Source organism: Paenibacillus sp. IHB B 3415, from assembly GCF_000802655.2.
Lineage (GTDB): Bacteria > Bacillota > Bacilli > Paenibacillales > Paenibacillaceae > Paenibacillus_AQ > Paenibacillus_AQ phytohabitans.
Window position 1 is genome coordinate 24047 of the sequence record NZ_JUEI01000057.1, and the last position, 23638, is coordinate 47684.

The window sequence follows — 23638 nt, forward strand, 5'->3', positions numbered from 1 at the left end:
GGGTGGAACCGTTCTAGAACAGGCAGTTTAATTGTACGAAATACAACTAAACGGAGAATTGGCGGGAAGTCAGACGATTTAGTTGTACAAAGTGCAATTAAGTCTATCGCATACCGGTAGCGGGTTACCTCAAACCTCAAACCTCAAACCTCAAACCTCAAACCTCAAACCCTCACTAGGCAATTTGCCCAAGTGGTTTTCACCAGTTTATATCTGACGTTATACCTCAAACCTCAAACCTCAAACCTCAAACCTCAAACCTCAAACCTCAAACCTCAAACCTCAAACCTCAAACCTCAAACCTCAAACCTCAAACCTCAAACCTCAAACCTCAAACCTCAAACCTCAAACCTCAAACCTCAAACCTCAAACCTCAAACCTCAAACCTCAAACCCTCACTAGGCAATTTGCCCAAGTGGTTTTCACCAGTTTATATCTGACGTTATATTAGAGGTAAGCTGTGGAGAATGAAGTAGTAGAATGCAAAGTTAAATGATAGACTTGTGGAAGAAAATATTGGGTGGGCGCGAAAATCCTGCATAAAATACAACATTTTCCTCAAAATCTCGGCTGTAAACCAAAATTGTTGTATAAAAGGCAGCATTTCTCCTCCTCCACGCGGTTTAGCAGGACAATTCTTGTATTTCATACAACAATCTGTTCAAACACCCGGGTATTTAGGTAGCCGAGTTGTAAAACGTACAACATTTAAGCCTTTGCAGACCTATTCCGTGTGGAAGGTATGAGAGTTAGTTAGGATAAGCCAACAGATTTGGGCAAAATCCACAACCGTTCTTAGGGAAATAATCCTTTTTCGCATAGAATGATACAACTCTAGAAAAACTGGAAGTGTCTATTAGTGCTATACATTTAATCCGTGGCGAGGCAAGAGATATATTATTGATGCTGTGAGAGGGAAGTAGGGAGAAGACTCCTAAAACTGAAGTGTTTGTAATAGAAAATTTGATCAAGAACGCAGCTTTGGATCTGGCTAAGAATGATTTGGAATTTGGACTCACGGGGAGGCGGGTGGATTACTTGTTACCTGATATTGAAGCTAAAATAACAATATTAAAAGGTGATGGGATAAGAAATGGCCGAAGTATACCATCGTACTCTGGCTATCGTCCTGCACATTTAGTTAAAGATGATTACTTAACAACGGGAATACATCAATACTACGGAGCGGTTGTAGTTCAACCTGGTGAAACTGTAATGGGAACAATTACTTTCATTACCCCTGAATTTTATCCTCGAACTTTGTGGATAGGTAAATTAATAAGAATACAGGAGGGCACTAGGATCGTCGGATATGCAGAGGTAACACAAATTTTCAATGAACTGTTGATAAAATCAGATTGATTCGGTGAGCAATTATCATAAAGAGGTGAGGATGATTAAAAAATCGGAAATTGAATTTAAAATGCGTCTAAGGGATGGTTATCCGGGACCCATACGTTTTGCGGATTTTATAGTTGACGGACAATCCTTATATGAAAGTTATGCTAAGCAATATGATTTTGTATCATGTTTAGGGTGGGGCAGTATATTCATTTATCGAAATGAATAAAGACATTGTAACTTGGACTTTCATTGATGGCAGAGAACTGTTAATGAATAACTCAAAAACGTTTCACTTTGATAAACAAGATTATATTAAACAAATTAATAGTACATATGGATTAGGCGGGTTTAAATTCCCTTGGGGGAAGTAGACCTTATTCACAAAAAGTAAAAAACTTATCTCAACAAACCAGCGGCAGTCCAGGACTTCATCTGTGCCACGCTGCCGCTGTTTCCATTTTCCCCTATCCAGCCTCCTCCAGCCCCCACTACTCCTGCTGCTGCAGAATATGATTCATTCTCCATTTGGACGGTGTGACGCCATAACGCTTCTTGAACTGGGTTGTAAAATAAGTGCTGCTGTTATATCCGACCCGTCCGGCAATCTCGCGGATATCGAGCGCAAGCTCGGTGACCAGCAGCAGCTCTGCCTGCTCCAGCCGCAGCTGGTTGACGAAATCCGGGAAGCTGCTGTCCACCTCTTCGGCAATCAGCCTGCTGAGGTAGGCAGGGCTGACCGACAGCTTCTCGGCCAGCGCATTAAGCGACAGGGCGGGGTCGTTATAATGCTCCCTAATATAAGCGGCAGCCTCAGCGGCCATGCTGCGGGTCTGCACCGCACTCATGCTGGCAATCCGGCCCACGGCTGCGCTGCAGCTGTGTTCAATCCACTCGCGCAGCTTGTCATAGCTCTGAATCTGCCAGACCTGCTGATAATCATCCAGAAAGCCGGAATGGCGGTTGCCCCCGCTGCTCAGATCCGCCGTACGATTCAGCTCAAAGGCAAGCCTTGATACAGCAACGGTAGCAGACTCTGCACGGTAGCTGCAGGTTACCGCCAGCAGTCTTTCCACAGCCTGAGGGATGTGGCTTGCCAGCTCCGGCTGTTTTACCGCCTGCAGTACCGGCTCCAGCGCACTGTCTGGTACCGGGCTGCTGTTCAGATGGACGGTATCGTCGGCGAATATGATATTCTGCTGTGCATGGAATTTAAGATATTGCATGGAGTCTGCTGCTTCAGCGTATTTGGACTTCAGCAGGCCCAGATCACTTTCCAGCCCGCTGATGCCGAACGCGCAGCGGCCGCCGGACTCAAGCTGTAGTGCAGCGAGTTCCTCCCATTTACTGCGGTAGTGGGCATAATCCCCGAAGCTTCCGCTATAGAGCTCACTCAGAATAAGGACGGCCGACCCTTGATGGGGACGGAAGATTTGAACCTCGGCCAGCTCCGAGAATGCAGTTTGAATCCGGTGAATGACTTCCTGGCCAGGTTCCTGGGCATCACCGGTCTCTCCTGGTTCCAGCACGGCCAGTACACAGACGCAATAAGCACCTTCTGTTGCGCCGATGCCCATCATCGGGAGGCCGCCGGAAGGGTCTGCCGCACCGCGCGGGGAGAGCAGCCAGCGCATCAGGGCACTGCCGTCGCTCTCCTTCTTGAGCTGTGCCAGCTTCACACCTATAGATTCCAGCTCCAGATTCACGGTATTGAGGTCACTACCGGCCTTCAAGGCTTCTTCATTGCCGGAGATATTCGCGATACTGCCAAACAGCCTGCCGATCGGCTTATAGATCCGCCGGGAGATCAGGTTGGCGGTTACCGCAGCAGCCAATATAAGGGCCAGGCAGAGACCAATCATCAGATTGCGGGCATTGGCAAGCTCACGGATGCTGTCTGTATAGTACATCTCTGATACAAACCACAGCTTATCCTGCGCGGAATACACATAAGTAATCAGCTGTTTGTCTCCGTTGCCCTTGTAGACGAAGGAGCCACTTTCAGAGGTGGAGGCAGCGACCTGCTTCAGCATCTCCGGATGTAAGGTGCTGCCGGAGAGTGTGCTGTGCATGAGAATTTCGCCATTCTGGTCAATGACGGCATAACGTGTATTTCCGCCTTCTTTTTGAGTGAACAGATTGTTCTGGAGCTTGGCGAGATTGACGGTCAGCGCAACTGCGCCGTAATATTCGCTGTCTGCAAAGGCCCGGTCGTTATAGAAGACGGTCAGCAGGGTGACAGGCGTGCCGTTGTTCTGGGTGGTTTGCCACACAAAGGGAGATTCAATAATACGGCTGCTCCGCATCCTTCGGGCCAGCTCCAGCTTGGCTTCCGGGCTTAGCGGCATGTTCTCATAGATGACAGCAGGTTCCTTCTCCCCGAAGATATAGGCGTTCTCCAGATACTGGTTAACGATCAGCGCACCGCGAATCTGGCTTAAGACACTGTAGAGCTGGTCACTCCAGTCTGTCTCTCCGCTCCGCATCAGGGCACTGATGTTCGGGTTGGCATAGAAGTCCATCGTATAGTTCTGAACAATTTCCTTATAGTTCGTGAATACGGTTTCAGTATTTAACAGCACATTCTGGTTAGCCTTGTCGACATTATCAATCGATATATTCCGGTACCAGTAGAATATCGCCATAGCCAGTACTAGAATGCAGCAGACAGAGATCAGGGTCAGGCTCATAAAAAAGCGGGTATACAGTTTCTTTCTCTTTCCCAAGATGATCGCCCCTTTATGTAAATCCTACTACACCTATTCTAGTGGGACAAGCTATTCATTGACAAGATGGGAGATGGAGCCAAATAGCATGAAAGTATAAAAAACGGGAAAAAGAGCATAGGAAGAGCAAGAAAGTTGAACTTATACGAACTATAATTGGTTATGCTTACATTTTGCTCGTTTGAAGGAGGATTTCTGTATTGAGAACATTCCGCAATCCGGTGCTGCCGGGATTTTACCCTGACCCTTCTGCTATCCGCGTAGGCGAGGACTACTATCTTGTTACGTCCAGCTTTGAATTTTACCCTGGTGTTCCTATCTTCCACAGCAAGGACCTGGTGAACTGGCGCCAGCTTGGCCATGTGCTGGACCGTCCGTCCCAGCTGAATCTGGACCACACGATTCCGTCGATGGGCATTTGGGCTCCTACCCTCCGTTATCATCAAGGTCTCTTCTATATGATTACAACCTACGTGGACAATAAAAAGGATCAGCATAATTTCTATGTGACTGCCGCCGATCCGGCCGGAGACTGGTCAGATCCGGTCTGGCTGGAGGATGCGCCGGGTATCGATTCCTCCCTGTTCTTCGATGAAGACGGCAAGGTATATTACACCGGCAACCGTGTTCCTCCCGAAGGCCAGGATTATCCGAAGCATATGGACATCTGGCTGCAGGAGATTGACCTGAAGCAAGGCAAGCTGATAGGTCCGAAGCTCAGCATCTGGCAAGGTGCCCTTAAGGTGGGGCATGCGCAAGAGGGACCCCATGTCTACAAAATCGGCGGCTGGTATTATGTGCTGATTGCCGAAGGCGGCACCGGCCATACCCATGCCATCACGATTGCCAGAAGCCGGAAGGTGACCGGCCCTTATGAAGGTCATAAAGCGAATCCCATTCTGACCCACCGCCATCTCGGCAGAGAATATCCAATCGTGAATGTCGGCCATGGCGAACTGGTGGAGACGCAGCATGGAGACTGGTGGATGTTCTGTCTTGCTTCCCGGACCTGCGGCGGCTATTACCGGAACCTCGGGCGTGAAACGTTCCTGACCCCGGTGAAATGGGAGAATGAATGGCCTGTAGTGAATCCGGGCAAAGGCGTACTGGAGCTGGAAGCGGCAGCGCCTGATCTGCCGGAAACGAAGTGGCCGCAGCTGCCTGTACGTGATGATTTTGAGTCCGCAGAGCTCGGCCTGATCTGGAACTTCCTGCGGACACCGCGCGGGGAATTCTGGAGCCTCACCGAACGTCCGGGACACCTGCGGCTGCAGCTCAAGCCGGAGCAGCTGACAGAGATCAGCAATCCGTCCTTCATTGGAAGACGCCAGCAGCACTTAAGCTTCAGAGCGGCAGCTGAAATGGTCTTCAAGCCGGGGGCACCAGGCGAAACCGCCGGACTTGTCCTGATTCAGAATGCGGACAACCACTTCCGCTATGAATTGAAGCTGGAGGACGGAGAACAGGTGCTGCAACTGATTGTGCGCAGCAGAGGGGATGAGCAGCTGCTGGCATCTGCGCCTTATCCGCAGGACAAGGTGCAGCTTAAGGCAGAGGCCAGAGGGCAGGAGTACAGCTTCTATTATAGAGCAGACGAATTCGGCTCATGGACGGCATTACATGAACGGGCTGACGGAAGAGTGCTCAGCACGGACTTGGCCGGAGGATTCACAGGGGCGTACATTGGCATGTATGCCAGTTCCCAAGGGGCGCCAAGCACCAATTATGCCGATTTCGACTGGTTCAGCTATGAAGAAATTGAATAGACGGGAAGGAGGTAGCCTATGAACAGCATGCAGGATACCAATCATTATCCTGTACCTGAACTGCCGCGAATTCCGGAGCGGACGTTCAGGATTACGGATTATGGGGCAGCAGGCGGAGAGCTGCTGTGCACTGCTGCCATACAGGATACGCTTGATGCCTGCGCAGCTGCAGGAGGCGGAAAGGTCATCATCCCGCCGGGAATATGGCGTACGGGACCGCTGACGCTGCACAGCCGGATTAATCTGCATGCCGAGCGCGGGGCACTCGTATGTTTTGAGCCGGACTTCGCGCTGTATCCGCTGCTCTTCTCCCATTATGAGGGGAATGCCGGCTGGCGCTGCCAGGCTCCGCTGGATGGGGAAAATCTGAGTGATGTAGCCATTACCGGCGAAGGGATATTTGATGGAAGCGGTGAGGCCTGGCGCCCGGTGAAACGCTTCAAGATGACGGAACTCCACTGGCAGAGCCTGATTGCCTCCGGGGGAGTACTGGATGAGCAGAATGAGATGTGGTGGCCTTCTAGAGAAGCATTGGAGGGAGAGGCCTACTACCGGCGGCTGCTGGAGGAAGGGCAGACTGAAATGGAAGCTTATCTGCCTGCCCGGGCTTATCTGCGTCCTGCACTGCTAAGTCTGCGGAACTGCCGGCGGGTGCTGCTGGAAGGAGCAACCTTCCAGAATTCTCCTGCCTGGTGCCTTCATCCTATGGGCTGTGAACAGGTAACGGTCAGGCACATCCAGGTACGTAATCCATGGTATTCACAGAATGGGGACGGCCTGGATCTGGAGTCCTGCACACACGCCCTTGTGGAGCACTGCCGGTTCGATGTAGGCGACGATGCTATCTGCCTGAAGTCGGGCAAAGACGAGGAAGGCCGCAGAGCAGGGATGCCCTGCCAGTATATTACCATCCGGCATTGTACGGTATATCACGGACATGGCGGAGTGGTGATCGGCAGTGAAATGTCGGGCGGAGTGCATGCGGTCAGAGTCAGCGATTGCCTGTTCATCGGCACGGACATCGGGCTGCGCTTCAAAAGCGCCCGGGGAAGAGGCGGCGTAGTGGAGGATATCCGGATGGAGAATATCCGGATGTCAGGCATTATCCATGAGGCAGTATCCTTCCATATGTTCTATGCGGGAGTTGAGGGCTCTGAAGGCTACGATGAGCAGTCCTTCCCCGTTACGGAGGAGACTCCCCAGTTCCGGAATATTCTACTGAAGAATATTGACTGCTATGGTGCGGCAACTGCGCTGCTGGTGAACGGATTGCCGGAGATGCCGCTTGCAGAGCTGACGGTGGAGAATTTCAGCGCCATAAGCAAGCGGGGAATTGTTCTGCGGTATGCCAGCAATCTGAAGCTGGACCGGATCCGGCTGAGGACAGAGGAAGCACCGATCGTGAAGATGCATAAATGCAGCCATGTAGAGCTCATCCGGTCCGGAGAGCTCCTGATCACAGAGAGCTCAGGCTGATGCCGGGAGATGCGCGCTATTCTTCTATCATTCATTCAGACTTGGAGTCAGCCCGCGATCTGGATGCCTTGCGGTATTGGAGCGGAGTCAGCCCGGTTGATCTTTTGAAAGTTTTATTGAAGTGGGACAGATGCTCGAAGCCGACTGCGGAGGCGATCTCCTGAATCTTGGCGGAGGTTCCGGCCAGCAGGCGCTGGGCCTCACGGACTCTGACATGAACAATGTATTCACGGAAATGAAACCCGGTCAGGCGGTGAAACACACGGCTGAGGTAAGACGGGCTGATGAAGAAATGTCCTGCAGTCTCTTCCAGCGTAAGCGCTTCGCGGTGGTGGCCCCGGATGTAAGTGGCGACATCGGTTACCAGATGATGCAGCGGATGCTTCGTCCCGCCGGCCTGTGTCGTACTCTCCGAGCGCTGGAGCAGAATCATCAGCTCGGTGAACAAAGCCACGATGGAGGCTTCATACAGAGGCCGCTGGACACGCGCTTCCTCCAGGATACGGCTTAGCAGCATCTCCGCCTCATTCTGCTCGCGCAGGGTCAGCCTGAACAGACGGTAGCGGTGATTCTGAAACCACAAGGCTTCACCTTGCAGCACAAGGGGCAGCAGCTCAGGATCGTAATTGATCAGAATCCGTTCGAATTCGGCCATTTCAGAGCTTGCGGTAGCATGCAGCTCCCGGCCGGGAATCAGAATCAGCTCGCCCTTGTGAACCGTAACGACCCGGTCATCCACAAAGTATACGCGCTCACCCTCTGTCAGGTAGTACAGCTCAGTGAGTTCATGACTGTGGGGGCGCGGCATCGCAGTGATGCCTTTGCGCTTCATATGCTGAATGCTGAACCGTCCTTCTTCGATATGATATTTCGGATTAGGGCTAGTCACGCTGGTCATAAATCTCCTCTTCTCATCTGAACCGTTACGGTTATTATAGAATAAATAGAGGTCGCCATGAAAGGAGCCGCACATGTTAATTACAGTATCGAAGAATCCCGGGGAAGGATACAGCAGTCTGCAGGAGGCCCTGGATTCCATTCCGCCGCAGCAGAAGCAGGCCGTAACCATCCGGATCAAGCCCGGCATTTATGAGGAAAAGATTACAATCGTCCGCGAAGCCCCGCCCATTCTGCTGCTGGGGGAGGACCCCCATTCCACCGTGATTACCTGGAATGATAATGCCCACACTCTGGGAGCGGACGGTGAACCGCTGGGTACCTTCCGCAGCGGCACTCTGAATGTGTTCGCGGAAGGCTTCACAGCCGAGAATCTGACCATCAGGAACGCCTCCGGCCCGGGAACCGGACAGGCGGTGGCAGCTTTCGTTGATGCCGGACAGGCGGTGTTCCGGCGCGTTCGTCTGCTGGGTGACCAGGATACACTCTATACAGGGCAGGGCAAGCAATATTACAACGACTGCTACATTGAAGGCGATGTCGATTATATTTTCGGAGCCGCCACGGCGTTGTTTGAGGGCTGCCATCTGCACAATAAGCGGTCCAGAGGTTATATTACAGCCGCTTCAACACCGGAGGAAGCTGCATTCGGCTATGTGTTCCTGAATTGCCGGATTACCGGCGGCGAAGATGTCAGTGAGGTGTATCTTGGGCGTCCTTGGCGGCCTTATGCGCATGTAGCTTTCATCCGCACGGTCATGGATGGTTCGGTGACCGGCGAAGGCTGGCATAACTGGGGGCAGCCGGACAGGGAGCAGACCAGCCGTTATGAAGAATACGGCAGCAGCGGGCCAGGAGCCTGTCCGGAGAGCCGTGCTGCGTGGTCGCGCCAGTTACCAGCAGAGGAAGCTGCGGAGTACCGGGTTCTGACCGTACTGGACGGCTGGCATCCTGAAGGATATTAAGAACCAGGAGGAACCCCCGATGGAATCATTGGAACAATATATGAAGCAATTGACGGCTTCCGCAGCGCAGAGTGCTGCTTTCCGTGAGGACATCCCTTACGGAGAGTGGCGGGCAAAGCTTGCTGCAAGCTTTACCGGGCGGCTTGGCGGATTTCCGGAGGAACGGGCGGCACTTGCACCTGTGCTGCTTGAGCGGGTAGCCTGCAACGGATATATACGTGAGCGTGTGGAGATTACCACTTATGAAGGACTTAGAATGGCTATGTATCTTCTGATTCCGGGGCAGCCGTTATCTTCTCCCTGCCCGGCTGTTCTGGCTATTCATGGGCATGGCTACGGCAGCCGTGAGATTACCGGCCTCAATCCGGACGGCTCGCAGCGGCAGGGTGACCCGGGGCTGCATAAGGATTTTGCCGTCTCACTGGTGAAGCAGGGCTTCGTGGTCGCAGCGCCCGAGGTGCTCGGATTCGGCGACAGACGGCTGGCAGAGGATCTGGAGAGCGGCGAGCCCGGGCGCAATTCCTGCTTCCGCCTATCCTCCGCGCTATTGATGGCGGGGCAGACGATGGCAGGCTACCGGATCTATGAAAGCATGCGGGCGCTCGATTATTTGCAGACGCGGGAAGAGGTTAACGGTGAACGATTAGGCATTATGGGCATTTCCGGCGGCGGGCTAGTCGCCGGCTTCACGGCTGCACTGGATCAGCGGATCACCTGTGCGGTCGTCAGCGGGTATGCCAATACGTTTGCGGACAGCATACTCACGCGGAATCATTGTCTGGATAACTACATTCCGGGCATTCTGCTGGAAGCGGAAATGCCGGATCTGCTTGGGTTAATTGCCCCGCGCGGCCTGTTCCTGGAGTCGGGGGATGCCGACCCTTTGTTTGGTCCGGCTGGCGCGAAGCAAGCCCTGGACCGGCTGGAAGCGATCTATAACGCAGCGGGGCATGGCGGACAGGTAGAGGCGGATTTTTTTGCCGGAGGGCATGAAATACACGGGGAGCCGGCGTTTGCGTGGCTGCGGAAGCAGCTTGCCGGTGCCTGAGCTCGGACTTAGGTTTGGAACATAAGCGACAGGAGGAATAATGATGTCTATCACTGAAACAACAACGTCAGGTTTGTCCCGCAGAATCGCGGATACCTTCATCGGTCAATGCAATGAACATGGGGAGCACGAGTATGTCATAGAGCGCTGGGCCTATGTGCCCGGTATGCTGCTGATGTCAGTGGCCAGAGCCGGTGTGCAGCATGAGGAGCCGGAATATCTGGCATTTATGCGCCGGCATATGGATAGCTTCATCGGGGAGGACGGCTCGATCCGCTCCTATTCGCTGGAGGAATATAACCTGGATCAGATCAACCAGGGCAAGAATCTCTTCTACCTGTACCGGCAGACCGGGGAAGCGCGTTACGCTGAAGCGGCTCATCTGCTGGCGGCGCAGCTCATTGGGCATCCCCGTACTTCAGAGGGGGGATTCTGGCATAAGAAGGTGTATCCTTTTCAGATGTGGCTGGACGGATTATATATGGCTTCGCCGTTCCTTGCCGAATACGGGGCCGTATTCCAGCGTCCCGAGCTGATTGATGAAGCTGCTCATCAGCTGCTATTGATCGAGCGCAGGACCCGTGACCCGCGGACTGGCCTGCTCTATCACGGCTGGGATGAATCCAAAGAGCAGGAATGGGCGGACTCGTCCACCGGCCTCTCTTCCCACTTCTGGAGCCGGGCGATGGGCTGGTACGCCATGGCCGCCGTGGACTGCCTGGAGCATTTCCCGGTCACCCATCCGCAGCGGGGAACGATCATCGGGATTTTCCAGCGGATGTGCGGTGCACTGCTTGAGGTTCAGGATCAGGAGACTGGCCTGTGGTATCAGGTGCTTGATCAGGCAGGGCGTAAAGGCAATTACCTCGAAGCCACCGGCTCCAGCATGTTCGTCTATGCGATGGCCAAAGCCCTGCGGCTGCGTTACCTGGAGCCTTCCTTCAAGGAAGCGATGCTGAAAGGCTACGAGGGCATCCTCGCGCATCTGGTTACCGAAGATGAACAAGGTGTTCATCTGCATCAGATCTGCCACGGGGCAGGCCTCAGCAAGGACCGGAACGGTTCCTATGATTACTATATTTCTGAGGCGGTAGTCTCTGATGCGCCGATGGGTGTTGCGCCATTATTGCTGGCTTCCCTTGAGGTGGAGAAGTACCGTGACGGGCAATAGGCTGCTGCAGTCGGAGCAGACGAATGAATGAATACCGGTGAATTGAGCGTCAACATCGTTATAATCGCAGCCGATCCGGGTCCGCTTTTTGTGATAGTATAGGATATTGGATACTTCTAAAAAGGACATGCGGAGGAAGCTATGAATCAGGAATTGCACAGAATAGCCGAGTGGATTGGCGGTCACGCTGCGAGGGTCATCGTGGGGATTTCGGGTCACGGGGCATCGGGAAAGACGACGTTTGCCCATCATCTGATCACTCTTTTGGGGCAGGAGAACTTGAATGTTCTCAATACAGACCCCTACATTATCGGATCTGATCTTAGACGGTACGCAAGGATTGACTACGAATATAACAATGAACAATATCGCGATAAAATGACCGCCTGTCACCCTGCTGCCCATAACGTGGCTGCTTTGGAGAGAGACATCCGTATGCTGCGGGACGGCTTGGATCTGTATACCATCGGTACGCATTATAGCAAGAGTGCGCTGTTATCTTCTGACAACAAGATTAATATTGTAGAAGGCATGAGCGTTGCTTTTACGGACCCAAGTCTGTATGATCTCAAAGTCTACTTATATACGGATGGGGAGACCGAGCTGAGGCGGAGGGGATTCCGTGATGTGGCTGAGCGGGGGACGGATATTCAGTATTTAATGAAATCCCACGAACAGCGCAGAATTCAGTATGAATTATTCATGCATCCGTATCATGAGAAGTTCGATATTGTGATCAGGAATCAAGATTAAGCTTAGTTTCGGCGAAAAGAGAGTCAAAAACAGCTGCGGCCCCAGCCTTCCGGTGACATGGAGGATGGGGCCGTAGCTGTTTTATTGAATGGCTGTAACTGATAAAACATATTTCTCGATTTGCTGCTTATGATGCTTGTCGTGTGGAAAGAAATCTCTCAGGTGTTCGCGGATGCTGAATTTATTGCCGTCTCCATCCGGATAAATCTGCTCAAAGGCTTCATCGCTTAACGAGGCGGCATCTTCTATGATCCTGCTCCGGTACAATACGAATTGTCCGATCGCTTCCTGCTTGGTCACTGTCCTGGCGTATAGAACCGCATTGGTATTGAATTCATTAAAGTCCTGATGAACTGCCGTCAGCGGCTGGCCTTCCTTCACTTTGACAAAGGCCTCTTCATAAAAGTATTTGTCCCACAGCATAATGTGGCAGAGCACGTCCTTTAGGGACCATTTTCCAGCCTCTAGCGGGGCCTCCCAGTCTGCATCTTCCAAGCTGTCCAGCGATTGAATGTAGGAGATAAAAGATTCAAATTCAAGTATGAGCTGTTTGTTGGTTTTGGCTACCACGACAATACCGCCTTCTCTATCAGATTGTATACGAGACCTATATAACCCACTATACCTGAAGAAACTGGACCACAGTCTGTCAGGTTTTACAGGATCAGTATACAAACCTCCGCTGCGCCCAATAGCTGAATACGAAGATTGAGATTTCTGTCAGAATCTTGGCCGCAACCAGCGGGATAATCAGCTTCTCATTATAGAAGTAGAGCAGCCCGTAATTGAACAGCAGCACAAGGACTACGAGGGAGAAGTACTTGGGCAGCGACTGGAGGCGCGATTGCTGGCCGCCGCTGAATACATACTTCCGGTTTACCGAGTAGTTGAAGACAGAGCTGCATAATCTTGCGGCTGCGACAGCCAGGAACAGGTTATAGGTCAGGCTCTGGAACAGGAACAGGAGTACGAAGTCCAGCAGGCCTGAAATCAGCGAGGAGGTGCTGAACATCAGAATCGGCAGATAGATCCGGAAGGAGTCGATCAGGGGGCGAAAGTGGGAGGATTTATTATCCTCCAGATAGACGGTATCGATATACTCCTCAGTAATGGTATAACCCTCTTTATGGGCAGTCAGCAGCATGTTCATCTCATATTCGAACCGTTCGCCGGGAATCCGGCACAGCCAGCCGAGCATTTGGAACGGGAAGCCGCGCAGGCCGGTCTGGGTATCATAGATTTTGGTGCCGGTAGTTAGTGCGAAGACGGACCGTGTCACGGAGTTTCCGAACCGGCTGCGCAGCGGGATGGTTCCGCTGAACCGGCGGCTCCCGAGTACAATGCCGGGCTTGCTCTGGAACAGCAGCGTTTCGGCAATCCGCTTGATGTCATGGGGCAGATGCTGTCCGTCACTATCGGCGCAGATCACATTACCCTGTAGTCCGGCTTCCTGAATATGCCGGAAGCCTGTTTTGAGGGCGGCACCTTTGCCGAGATTGACCTGATGGGTCAGGAGGGTGCAGCCGAATGCCGCAGCCCGCTCGAAGATTGCGCGGTAAGCCGGGCCGCTGCCGTCATCGACCAGTACAATGGGTCCTAGCGGGTATTCGTTCAGCTGCACAATTAGATCCAGCAGCCGTTCGTCTGGCTCATAGGCCGGTATTAATATCGTCATCCGGATTCACTCCTTAATATAAAGTATGTCGCTGACGCCGCGTTCCTGGTTTTTGCCCAGCGGGTTATTCACGACCCGGCCCATAAAGTACATGGTGGAGGAACCGCCGCCGTCCAGATTATAGGCTTCTGCAGCTCCGAGCCCTTCCATCACATCAGCAAGCTCGGCGAGGGTCATCCCGCGGCTGTAGCCTTCCTTACGTCCGTCAACTACAACGAACACGTAATGGTTCGGGGCAATCATGCCGATGGCGGTCCGGGGATTCGCATCCTGAATCGAACGGTTGCCGAAATTGTTATCGATTTTGACACTGCTGAAATCACTGACGATCTTGCCGTCCTGAATCAGAATCGGTCCGAAGGACAAGGTGTTCGTAACCCCTTCAGCCAGCAGCTCAGACGAAGAGACTTCCTCCTCATCATAGGTCTGCATCGTTCCGTCTCCGAACAGGGCCATCGCATCCCGCACCGGATCATCCCGGTACATGGTTCCATTGCGGATAATCACCCCGTCTTCACGGAAGCCGTAGTAATCGCCGTTAATGGCGAAGATCGCATTATTGGCTGAGGCAATCACCGAGGTGTCCTCTGTAATATTCGTACCGAAGCTGTTATCGGCAAAAGCTGACCGCAGGCTGCCGGCATCCTTCAGGACCACATCTGCGACGAAATAGGTAATCTGGTCTGACCCGGTTCCCGTCTGCACCTGATCAATCTTGATCTGGATATCGTCACTGCTGTAATTCCAGTCATCCGATGTTGCATTCACATCAGCTGTTGCGGCTGTTGTTGTTGTGCCTGTGCTGCCGGTACCAGCGGTTCCGGCGGTATCGTCTGCGACGACGACCTCAACATGCTCAATCAGATAACGGTCAGCCAGACGATATACCACTGCGCCAAGGCCCAGGAGGATGACGAGGATCATAATCAATAATTTTCGTTTGCCGGAACGGATTGCAGTGTTGCCTGTATTACTTGTGTTGCGTGACTTCATACCGAAGCACCACCTCTTCAATTAAGTTCTTAAGGCTCATGATAAGTGCCATTCCTTAAATGAATCTTAACTGGCTGTATCTGCGGGGAATGTGCAAGTAACCAAGGGTTAATCTGTTGATCTGTTGATGATGTGTTAATCTGTTGAGCTGTATTTGCATCAATGTTGTACGTACTACAACTTGGCTCTGCAAATAGCTGGTGTTCGGGAGGATTGTTGTACGAAATACAACAATTGTCAGGATAAACCGCTTAGAGGAGGGGAAATGCTGCATTCCATACAACAAATCCGGATTACGGCCGTTTTTATGAGCAAAATGTTGTATTATGGGCATGATTTTATAAAAAAGTAACCGGACCCTCTACCACATACAGCGGGCCAATTGAGAATTTGCTGCGGCAACAGCAGTTGGAAGTCCCAACAGTCACTGTGGTGAAAGCTGGGAGTATGTTAACAACTTAAAGTGCGATGGTATGTATGGCTCTTTGTAGTAGAATCGCGTCCGCAGCATTGGTATACTTTAACAAAAGCTCCATCCGATCATGATTTCAGGGAGGTCACTAACCGTGAAATTAACATCCGTCTCAAAAACACTGTGCAAGCTGAGAATAACGGTTGTGCTGTTCAGAAGGCTGGCCAGGGCAGCTCTTCCGGCGCTACTTCTGCTGGTTCTGGTTACTGGCTGCTCGTTATTTGAGCGGGGCGGCTCATCCGCCATCAGTCACAAGATTGACCAGGAGGAGGATGTCATATCCTCTAACGGCGGCGGAATCAGCAATTTGGACAAGCTGGACAGTTTCATGGAACGGGGAAGCGGCAGCCAGCGGATAGTGCAGTATACGATTGAAGGCGATCCGATCTTTATTGAAACGCGGTATAAAGGCGGACGGCTGGAACTGAGTTATGATACCACTGAGGATGCCTTCGGACCCCGTGAAGTGAAGACTTACAGCTGTGATGAGCTTGTACGGACGGAGGAGAAACATCAGTTGAAGTACTCCCTGAAGGGCTGCGAGGGGGAGGCCGTGAATCAGGATTTACTTACGGTTGACTTCGATCTGGGCCGGCAGGATAAATTTGAATTTATCCTCAAATACGGGTTTAATCACAGGAATGAGATCAATACGGTGAAGCAGTCCTTGGTAAAAGATATGCTGAACGGTACTGCCATCGAAATCAGCGATTTCTCCCTGCCGCAGGCAGACCGGCAGAGCATCTACCGGAAGCTGGTGCTGGCCAATTACCTTGGGGAGAAGCAGCTTAGTACAAGCTGCAACCTCAAGCCGCATGAGAGCTATGATCTGACGGTGCTGATCAATAGTGCCGAGCGGCATTATGCCTGGAGCGAATGTGATACCGGCAGGGATGGCAAGACCATGACGGAGGCCGCAGATTACATTATCGGGCTTGTAGAAGCCGGGGATAATTACTTACAGCTGCCTGCTGCTACTGGCGGCGTCAAATAGGATTACAGGAGGTTCAATATGCTGCAGCGGGTGCTGCTGATTGAGGACGATGAGGCAATCAGCGAAATGGTAGGTTCATATTTGACTAAAGAGGGCTATGAGGTGGAGACAGCATTTGACGGGGAGGCGGCGGTGAAGAAGTTTCTGGGCGGTCCGCCATATGATCTGGTACTGCTGGATCTGATGCTGCCAAAGCGCAGCGGCACGGATGTGCTGCAGATGATCCGCAGCGGGAGCCTTGTGCCGGTGCTGATTATGTCAGCGAAGGACAGTGATGTAGATAAGGCGCTGGGGCTTGGCTTCGGCGCAGATGATTATATCACCAAGCCGTTCTCGATGATTGAGCTGGCAGCGCGGGTGAAGGCGGCGATTCGCCGGGCCGGGTACGCAGCGCAAGGGAGCCAGGCTGCCGCCGGCAGTCAGGCGTCTGCCGGGGAGGAGCCGCAGCCGGCATCGAAGGTGGTTACACTGCGCGGGCTAACGGTCGATCTGGATAACTTCTCGGCGCAGAAGAACGGGGAAGAAGTGAAGCTGACCGCCAAGGAATTCCATATCCTGAAGCTGTTTGTCAGCAGCCCCGGACGGGTGTTCACGAAGGCGCAGATTTACAGTATGGTCTGGGAGGATGATTACTTCGGGGATGAGAATGTAATTAATGTACATATGCGCAGACTGCGCGAGAAGATTGAGGATGATCCTTCCCATCCGGAATATATCAAAACGCTGTGGGGCATCGGCTATAAGCTCGGAGATATGCAGCAATGACAGCCTTGTTCATTATCATCATTGCGCTGCTTCTGCTGGTCCTTGTACTGCAAGTAATGAATTCGCGGCAGCATGCACGCCAGCTGAAATATATTCATACCAAGCTGGAGAGCATTGTGGAGCGCGGCTCGCATGAACGGCTGCTTCTGATGAGCAGCAGTCCGGAGCTGCAAATCCTGCTGACCGATCTGAACCGGCTGCTGGATGTCAATCATAAGGGAGCTGTAGAACGGGCCAGGCTGGAGAAGTCTATGCGCAGTATGCTGGCTAACATCTCCCATGACCTGAAGACCCCGCTGACGGTGGTGCTGGGGTATATTGAGACCCTGCTGCATGATAAAGACATGCCAGCGGAAGAGCAGGAACGTATTCTGCGCACCATTCATGCCAAAGCGGGGGAAGTCATTACGCTGATGAACCGTTTCTTTGATCTGGCCAAGCTGGAGTCAGGGGACCGGGATATCCCGCTGTCACGTGTGGAGCTGGGTGAGGTCTGCCGCAGGAATATTCTTGCTTTCTACGATATTCTCAGTGCCAAAGGTGCTGATGTGCAGATCGAGATACCGGATGAGCCGCTCTATATGATGGGCAACGATGATGCGCTGGACCGGGTGTTGTCCAATCTGTTGTCGAATGCTATTGCCTACGGTGATGCCGGAGGGGCGCTGGGGCTGAAGCTGTACAGCGATGCCGGTCAGGTGTGTATAGAAGTGTGGGACCGGGGCAAAGGCATTGCCGAAGGCCATGAGGACAAGGTGTTCGAGCGGCTCTACACCCTGGAGGATTCACGCAACCGCGACTACCAGGGCAGCGGCCTGGGACTGACCATCACCAAGCGGCTCACCGAGCAGATGAACGGCCGTATTTCCTTAAGCAGCAAGCCGTATGTCCGGACGGCATTTACGCTTTCTTTTCAGCGGCTGACCTTCTGAAGTTCCTGTTCTGGCGGGGCGGTCCGCGTACCCTGACGCAGCTTAAGAATTTCGTAAGATTCAAGTAATAAAAAAGCAAACTCCGCCCTGTAGAATAAATACTAGGAAGACAAAGAAGAAGTCAAAGGGGATAACGGACATGACAACCATACTCCGGACATGGGATTTAACCAAGGTCTATGAGGAGAAGGAAATCGTACGCAGCGTGAATATGGAGATCAGGCAGGGTGAAATTTACGGGTTCCTGGGACCGAATGGCGCCGGCAAAACGACGGTGATGAAAATGATTACGAATCTGGTGAAGCCGACGGCGGGCGAGATTGAATTTTTCGGCGACAAGATGACCCACCGCTCTTACGAAATGCTTAAGCGCATGGGCAGCATCATTGAATATCCGGTGTTCTACGACAAGCTGAGTGCCCGCGAGAACCTGGCGCTGCACGGTGAATACATGGGATATTATGATGTCAAAGCGATGGAGGAAGCGCTGGAGCTGGTGAAGCTGAGTGCAGTGGACAAGAAACCGGTGAAGCAATTCTCCCTGGGGATGAAGCAGCGGCTGGGCATTGCCAGAGCGGTGATGACCAAGCCGGAGCTGCTCATTCTGGATGAACCGATCAACGGGCTGGACCCGCTCGGCATCAAGGAGCTGCGTGAGGTGTTCCGCATGCTGAGCCGGGAATACGGCATGACCCTGCTGATCTCCAGCCACATTCTGGGCGAGATTGAGCAGATTGCCGACACGATCGGTGTGATCCGCGAAGGCGTACTGGTGGAGCAATTGGCGATGGATACGATCCGTAACCAGAATACCCAGTACATTGAGCTGATTACAGGCGAGTGCACCAAGGCCGTCTACATTATGGAGCATAAGCTGGGTTTAACCAATTACAAAGTGCTCGACCCGCGCACCATCCGGATCTATGATGACATTCCGCAGCTGGAGCTGAGCAAGGCCCTGGCAGAAGCAGATGTGGAGCTGGAGAGTATGAGCAAGAAGCATCATTCGCTGGAAGATCATTTCGTGGAACTGATGGGAGGTGCCCGCAATGCTTAAGCTGATTCGTTTGGAGCTGCGTAAGAACAAATTCAATTTTCTCAAAAGTGTGCTGATTGCCGATCTCGCCATTCTGGGCTTCATGGTTCTTATCGCCTTTACATCGCTTAACGAAGGGGAATTCAGCACGTATCCTGATTTGTTTGACGGTGTATTCGTATTTGTAAAAGCGACCTTTATCATCTTTGCATCCGTCTTACTCAGCAAGCTGGTGATTGACGAGTACAAGAACAATACCATTACTGTACTGTTCATGTACCCGGTTCCGCGCAAAATGCTGCTGGCCGCTAAGCTGATTATCGTCTTTCTGTTCACGTTCCTGAGCATCTTCCTGTCTGATATTGTAATCAGCAGTATCCTCACCGGCATTGATTATTTCATGACTGACGTGATTCAGGGTACTGTATCACAGGATCTGATCACCGCAAACCTGCTGAAGGCCGGGACGGATGCGCTCTACGCGGCAGGCATTGCACTGATTCCGTTATACTTCGGCATGCGCCGCAAATCCGTACCGGCTACCATTGTCTCCGCCGTCCTGATTGTCACGCTGATCTCATCCGGCTTCGGAAACGGAAGCTTCCGGATGGGCAATCTGATCTGGATTTCACTCTCTCTGGCACTGGTCGGTGGGGGAATCGCGTATCTGTCGATCCGGAATATCGAGCATCAGGATGTTGCCTGACGGGCAAGGCTGAGCCGCTGTGATTGTATGAGATGAATGCCGTCCCTTCAGGGGCGGCATTGTTTCTGTATAGTTGAACAAGCGCTCCAGTCCGGCGTTTTTGTGGCGACCAATAGCGGTTTTTTTGTTATAATAGTAAGTAATTCAGAGATTTCTACATAATCAGAGTATCTTCGCAGTCTATGGTCCTATAATATAGCAGGAATGAAGCAGCAGAGGAGGTGGGCCATGCATAAAGATTGGGCTTCTATCCTGGGCCGGGCACTTTCTGAAGAAAGTGCTTATAGAGCGTTGTTCGATCATCATCCGGATCTCATTATCGTGCTGGACAGACAGGGGCGTTATGCCGACAGCAACCGGACCTTAAGTACAGAGGACGCAGCCAGGCTGATCGAATGCCGGATGCATCCTCCCGGCGAGGCCTATTTCGCATCTGCTCTGGCCGGTATTACATCCAGCTTCGAGTTAATTGTGGAAGCGACAGAAGAAAGCGGAGCAAAAGCAGGGAATTCCGGGGGTAATGCTGTTTCTGTAAGGTATGTGCCGCTTCATACAGATGAAGGCATTGCCGGTGTATTTGCCATCGTTCATGATACCGGGAACCGGCCGCTCTCTCTGCTGCTGCAAAGCTGGGAACACATGAGCAGACGGGATTGGGCCGGTGCGGAACGCATTGGACTTGAGGGAGCGGACTTCCCTCCCCTGACGGACGAGGGATTGCTGACAGAGGAGGAACTGCCGGTTTCAGAGTTTATTTTTGAGATGGCGGAGGATAGACGGCTTAGTCTGATTCTGAATTCCGTCTCTGCCGGAATCTTCGGACTGGATACGCTGGGGCGGACGATCTTTATCAACCGTGAAGGGGCCGAAATGCTGGGCTATGAGCCGTCAGAGCTGGCCGGACTGCCAATGATGGAAATGATTCACTATATCCGCGGGAGTGCAGCCCGGCATTCACCGCTGGAATGTCCCATCCGGCTCACCATTCAAGATGGCGTTACCCGCAGCAAGGCGGATGAAATCTTCTGGCGCAAGGACGGGACCAGCTTCTTCGTGAACTACCGGATTGCTCCGCTGCTGGATAAAGGCATGATCTGCGGTGTGGTCGTCTCCTTCAGTGATATTACGAACGAACGGGAGATTCTCCGGGCCAAGGAATCGGCTGAACAGGCTGCACAGGCCAAGTCTGATTTCCTGGCGATGATGAGTCATGAGATCCGCACCCCGATGAACGGCATGATCGGGATGGCTGATCTGCTGCTGGAAACCAACCTGGAGGAAGAGCAGCGCAGCTATGCCGAGATTCTGCGCAGCAGCAGCTACAGTCTGCTGCAGATCCTCAATGATATTCTCGATTTCAGCAAGATGGAAGCCGGCAAAATGCCGCTGCAATCGGAGAGATTTGATCTGCGTGAGATGCTGGAGGGCATCATTGATCTGTTCACTCCCAAGGCGGAGGAGAAGAAGCTCGCCCTGCGCTGGTGGGCGGATACCAGCGTGCCGGATATTGTCACGACCGATCCCAGCCGCTTGCGGCAGATTATCGTCAATCTGGTCGGCAACGCACTGAAATTCACCGATCAGGGCAGCGTGACCCTGTCGGTGAAGAATATTCCGCTGCCGGCCTCGCCGGAATACCTGCTGGAGTTCTCTGTCCGTGATACAGGGGTAGGTATTGCTGACAGCAAGCTGAACCTGCTGTTCCAGTCCTTCTCCCAGCTGCATCCGTCCATTAACCGTAAATATGGCGGCACCGGACTAGGCCTTGCGATCTGCAAGCAGCTGGTGGAGCTGATGGGCGGAACGATCTTCGTGGAGAGCGAAGAGAACCGGGGATCGATCTTCCGGTTCATGCTTCCTTTTGTGAAGGAAGAGGTTGAAGCGGAAGTATAACAGACCTAATATAACAAACAGCAAGCCTCCGGCAGGAGACTTGCTGTTTCTGTTTGTGACCGCTTCAAGCAATCTTATAAGTATTTCCTTCACCAGCTGATCCTGCCACTTGGGTGAGAAGGCCTGCTAGCCCGATGTTCCAGGATATAACGGGTTCAGCTGCCCCTCAATATGATCCGCAATCAGCGTGTAGAATTCAGGGAATCTCGGGTCCCCTGGACTCCTGATTTCTTCAAAGGTACGGATATATAGCCCCTGGGAGGCTACTGAAGTGATAATATCGCCTACAGTCCAGCCCCGCGTCACCACTTGTGCTAATCCGGACCGATCCTCTTCGGGAAGCAGCTTGGCAAAGGCAACCTCACCTTCCCTGAGTGTGTCGTCAAAATAATTCCCCGTAGGGTGCTGAAGATTCCGGGTTGTCATCCATGCCCTGGCGAACGGGTGGAAATCCGTCAGCATGAGCCGGCCGTTTGCCGTTAACCGTCTGCTGACCACAGAAAAAATAGCATTTAAATCTGTAAAGTAATGCAAAATCCCAAACTCCATCAGGACAATATCGAAGGTTCCCAGAGCTTCCTCACCGGGGATATTTAAGACGTCTGCACAGATGTAGTTTAGTTTAACACCCGCCGCTGCCGCTACTTCACTGGCATACTGCCGGTTCTCTTCGGATATATCCACGACAGTCACCTCAGCACCCAGCAAAGCGAAACAAATCGCCTTCATTCCGTGAGAACCGAGCAGGTTCAGTACCTTCAATCCTGCCGGGTTGCCTATGTACTTCAGCCAATGCCGCAACGGGTGCCTTGGATCCTGCTTCAATCGCTTGGCAAGCTCCTCAGGTGATCCATGGTGCTGTATCCAGGCCTGATATGCTTTCGTTTCCCAAGCCGTTTTATTCGCACGTGCCATCTGCTCCTGCATGTTACGCCCCCTTGTTTTAGATAAAATTGGAAATTCCCGCTTTCTGATTTTACTATACTTTGTTTACTATGCAACAAAAAAACGAATCCTTACCTGCATAAGCTGCAGAGATTGGATTCGTCTAAGGTTGAGCCTGGTCATTCTAGTGCATATACATGAGACCAACTGTAGCAGGTCCGCAGTGGCTGCCGATGACACAGCCGGCATGAATTACGGCAATTTCATCCACACCTGTCTGCTCGCGCAGTGCCTTCTCTAAATACCGGGCATCCTCTTCAGCCAGGGTATGGGCAACAATGAGCAGCTCCTTGTCCATATCGGCTGCATTCGCAAGTGCATGCTGAAGCATCTGCTCTACAGCCTTTTCCTTCTTGCCGCGGATTCTGGCAACGGGTACAATCGCCCCGTCCACCAGCCGCAGTACAGGCCGGATCTTCAGCAGACTGCCGATAAAGTTCTGCATGCCTGAGCAGCGTCCGCCCATATATAAGTAATCCAGCGTATCGACGACAAACTCGGATTTCACCCGCTCACGGGAGGTTTCGATCATAGCTGCGATGTCGGCTGCACTGTGGCCTTTGGCTGCGGCGCGGGCGGCCTTCATGACCAGCAAGGCGATCCCGCCGCATAACGTCTGGGAATCCACAACATGTACCCGGCCTTCCGGGAACTCGCCTGCAGCCAGCAGGGCATTCTGATATGTAGAGGATAAAGAAGAAGAAAGACTGATATAGACGATATCTCCACCGCTACTCACGACTGGCTGAAAAGCGGCAATGAAATCAGCCGGGGAAGGGGCTGCTGTTTTGGGCAGTGCACCATTTGCGGCGACACGGCGGTACACTTCTTCGGGTGTAATCTCTACACCATCCTTGAAGGTGCCGTCTTCAAAAACTACATATAACGGGACAATGCCGATATCATACGTTTCCTTCCAGCCTTGCGGCAAATCGGAAGTGCTGTCTGAAAAGATTTTTACGATAGACATGAATATCTCCTTCACCAATCCTGGATGACAATACACTATACTAAGACCCTATAATCTGTTTATTATACCAAGCCTGCTTCGAATCTCAAAATAAAAAATGCTAGCTTGTGAGGT

Annotated in this window: 20 protein-coding genes; 13 read left to right on the forward strand and 7 right to left on the reverse strand. The window is 52.4% G+C overall.

What is annotated here, in order from left to right:
• Nucleotides 1–1038: 1038 nt before the first annotated feature.
• Nucleotides 1039–1362 carry a hypothetical protein gene (locus tag QW71_RS23325; protein WP_373604789.1) on the forward strand — a complete coding sequence of 108 codons (324 nt, stop codon included), beginning with the start codon at nt 1039–1041 and terminating at the stop codon, nt 1360–1362.
• A gap of 470 nt (nt 1363–1832) precedes the next feature.
• Here QW71_RS23325 and QW71_RS23330 read toward each other — a convergent pair whose 3' ends face one another.
• Nucleotides 1833–4067 (reverse strand): AraC family transcriptional regulator, encoded by a 2235-nt coding sequence (locus QW71_RS23330; RefSeq protein WP_039304540.1) that lies wholly within the window; start codon nt 4065–4067, stop codon nt 1833–1835.
• A 200-nt stretch (nt 4068–4267) separates the two neighbouring features.
• Between QW71_RS23330 and QW71_RS23335 the strand changes: the two genes are divergently transcribed.
• Both QW71_RS23335 and QW71_RS23340 read left to right on the forward strand, forming a co-directional pair.
• Complete coding sequence (locus QW71_RS23335) at nt 4268–5833, forward strand: glycoside hydrolase family 43 protein (RefSeq protein ID WP_039304542.1); 1566 nt, start codon at nt 4268–4270, stop codon at nt 5831–5833.
• A gap of 18 nt (nt 5834–5851) precedes the next feature.
• On the forward strand, nt 5852–7309 hold the full coding sequence (locus tag QW71_RS23340) for a glycoside hydrolase family 28 protein (RefSeq protein ID WP_047013930.1): 1458 nt from the start codon (nt 5852–5854) through the stop codon (nt 7307–7309).
• 31 nt (nt 7310–7340) lie between these two features.
• Here the strand turns inward: QW71_RS23340 and QW71_RS23345 are convergent, their stop codons facing one another.
• The gene (locus QW71_RS23345; protein WP_039304545.1) at nt 7341–8207 is read right to left on the reverse strand and encodes an AraC family transcriptional regulator; all 867 of its coding nucleotides are present in this window, start codon (nt 8205–8207) and stop codon (nt 7341–7343) included.
• A 73-nt stretch (nt 8208–8280) separates the two neighbouring features.
• On the opposite strand from QW71_RS23345, the gene QW71_RS23350 reads away from it, so the two are divergent.
• From QW71_RS23350 to QW71_RS23365, 4 genes are all read left to right on the forward strand, one after another.
• Entirely contained in the window at nt 8281–9171 is an 891-nt protein-coding gene (locus QW71_RS23350) for a pectinesterase family protein (protein WP_039304548.1), read from the forward strand.
• 19 nt (nt 9172–9190) lie between these two features.
• A complete protein-coding gene (locus QW71_RS23355) occupies nt 9191–10219 on the forward strand; it encodes a dienelactone hydrolase family protein (protein WP_039304551.1) in 1029 nt (342 codons plus the stop codon).
• Between the two features lie 40 nt (nt 10220–10259).
• Complete coding sequence (locus QW71_RS23360) at nt 10260–11390, forward strand: glycoside hydrolase family 105 protein (protein ID WP_235441530.1); 1131 nt, start codon at nt 10260–10262, stop codon at nt 11388–11390.
• Between the two features lie 141 nt (nt 11391–11531).
• The gene (locus QW71_RS23365) at nt 11532–12143 is read left to right on the forward strand and encodes a uridine kinase (protein ID WP_039304556.1); all 612 of its coding nucleotides are present in this window, start codon (nt 11532–11534) and stop codon (nt 12141–12143) included.
• An 81-nt stretch (nt 12144–12224) separates the two neighbouring features.
• Here QW71_RS23365 and QW71_RS23370 read toward each other — a convergent pair whose 3' ends face one another.
• The 3 genes from QW71_RS23370 to QW71_RS23380 form a co-directional block, all read right to left on the reverse strand.
• Nucleotides 12225–12713 carry a DinB family protein gene (locus tag QW71_RS23370; protein ID WP_039304558.1) on the reverse strand — a complete coding sequence of 163 codons (489 nt, stop codon included), beginning with the start codon at nt 12711–12713 and terminating at the stop codon, nt 12225–12227.
• Nucleotides 12714–12807: 94 nt separating this feature from the next.
• Nucleotides 12808–13818: a bifunctional glycosyltransferase family 2/GtrA family protein gene (locus tag QW71_RS23375; protein ID WP_039304561.1), complete on the reverse strand. Its 1011-nt coding sequence runs from the start codon at nt 13816–13818 to the stop codon at nt 12808–12810.
• Between the two features lie 6 nt (nt 13819–13824).
• On the reverse strand, nt 13825–14811 hold the full coding sequence (locus tag QW71_RS23380; RefSeq protein WP_052770144.1) for a phosphodiester glycosidase family protein: 987 nt from the start codon (nt 14809–14811) through the stop codon (nt 13825–13827).
• Between the two features lie 566 nt (nt 14812–15377).
• Between QW71_RS23380 and QW71_RS38185 the strand changes: the two genes are divergently transcribed.
• The 6 genes from QW71_RS38185 to QW71_RS23410 all read left to right on the forward strand — a co-directional run bounded on the left by QW71_RS38185 (nt 15378) and on the right by QW71_RS23410 (nt 21609).
• Nucleotides 15378–16277 (forward strand): DUF4362 domain-containing protein, encoded by a 900-nt coding sequence (locus QW71_RS38185; RefSeq protein WP_039304564.1) that lies wholly within the window; start codon nt 15378–15380, stop codon nt 16275–16277.
• 18 nt (nt 16278–16295) lie between these two features.
• A complete protein-coding gene (locus QW71_RS23390) occupies nt 16296–17042 on the forward strand; it encodes a response regulator transcription factor (protein WP_306766063.1) in 747 nt (248 codons plus the stop codon).
• On the forward strand, nt 17039–17974 hold the full coding sequence (locus tag QW71_RS23395) for a sensor histidine kinase KdpD (protein WP_039304567.1): 936 nt from the start codon (nt 17039–17041) through the stop codon (nt 17972–17974). Before QW71_RS23390 ends, QW71_RS23395 begins: the two co-directional genes overlap by 4 nt.
• A 139-nt stretch (nt 17975–18113) precedes the next feature.
• Entirely contained in the window at nt 18114–19031 is a 918-nt protein-coding gene (locus tag QW71_RS23400; RefSeq protein ID WP_039304571.1) for an ABC transporter ATP-binding protein, read from the forward strand.
• Entirely contained in the window at nt 19024–19716 is a 693-nt protein-coding gene (locus QW71_RS23405; protein WP_039304574.1) for an ABC transporter permease, read from the forward strand. Before QW71_RS23400 ends, QW71_RS23405 begins: the two co-directional genes overlap by 8 nt.
• A gap of 228 nt (nt 19717–19944) precedes the next feature.
• Complete coding sequence (locus tag QW71_RS23410) at nt 19945–21609, forward strand: ATP-binding protein (protein WP_052770145.1); 1665 nt, start codon at nt 19945–19947, stop codon at nt 21607–21609.
• A 126-nt stretch (nt 21610–21735) separates the two neighbouring features.
• On the opposite strand, the gene QW71_RS23415 is transcribed toward QW71_RS23410, so the two are convergent.
• Nucleotides 21736–22536 (reverse strand): class I SAM-dependent methyltransferase, encoded by an 801-nt coding sequence (locus QW71_RS23415; RefSeq protein WP_047013931.1) that lies wholly within the window; start codon nt 22534–22536, stop codon nt 21736–21738.
• Between the two features lie 142 nt (nt 22537–22678).
• Nucleotides 22679–23524: a DegV family protein gene (locus QW71_RS23420; protein WP_039304577.1), complete on the reverse strand. Its 846-nt coding sequence runs from the start codon at nt 23522–23524 to the stop codon at nt 22679–22681.
• Nucleotides 23525–23638: the final 114 nt, after the last annotated feature.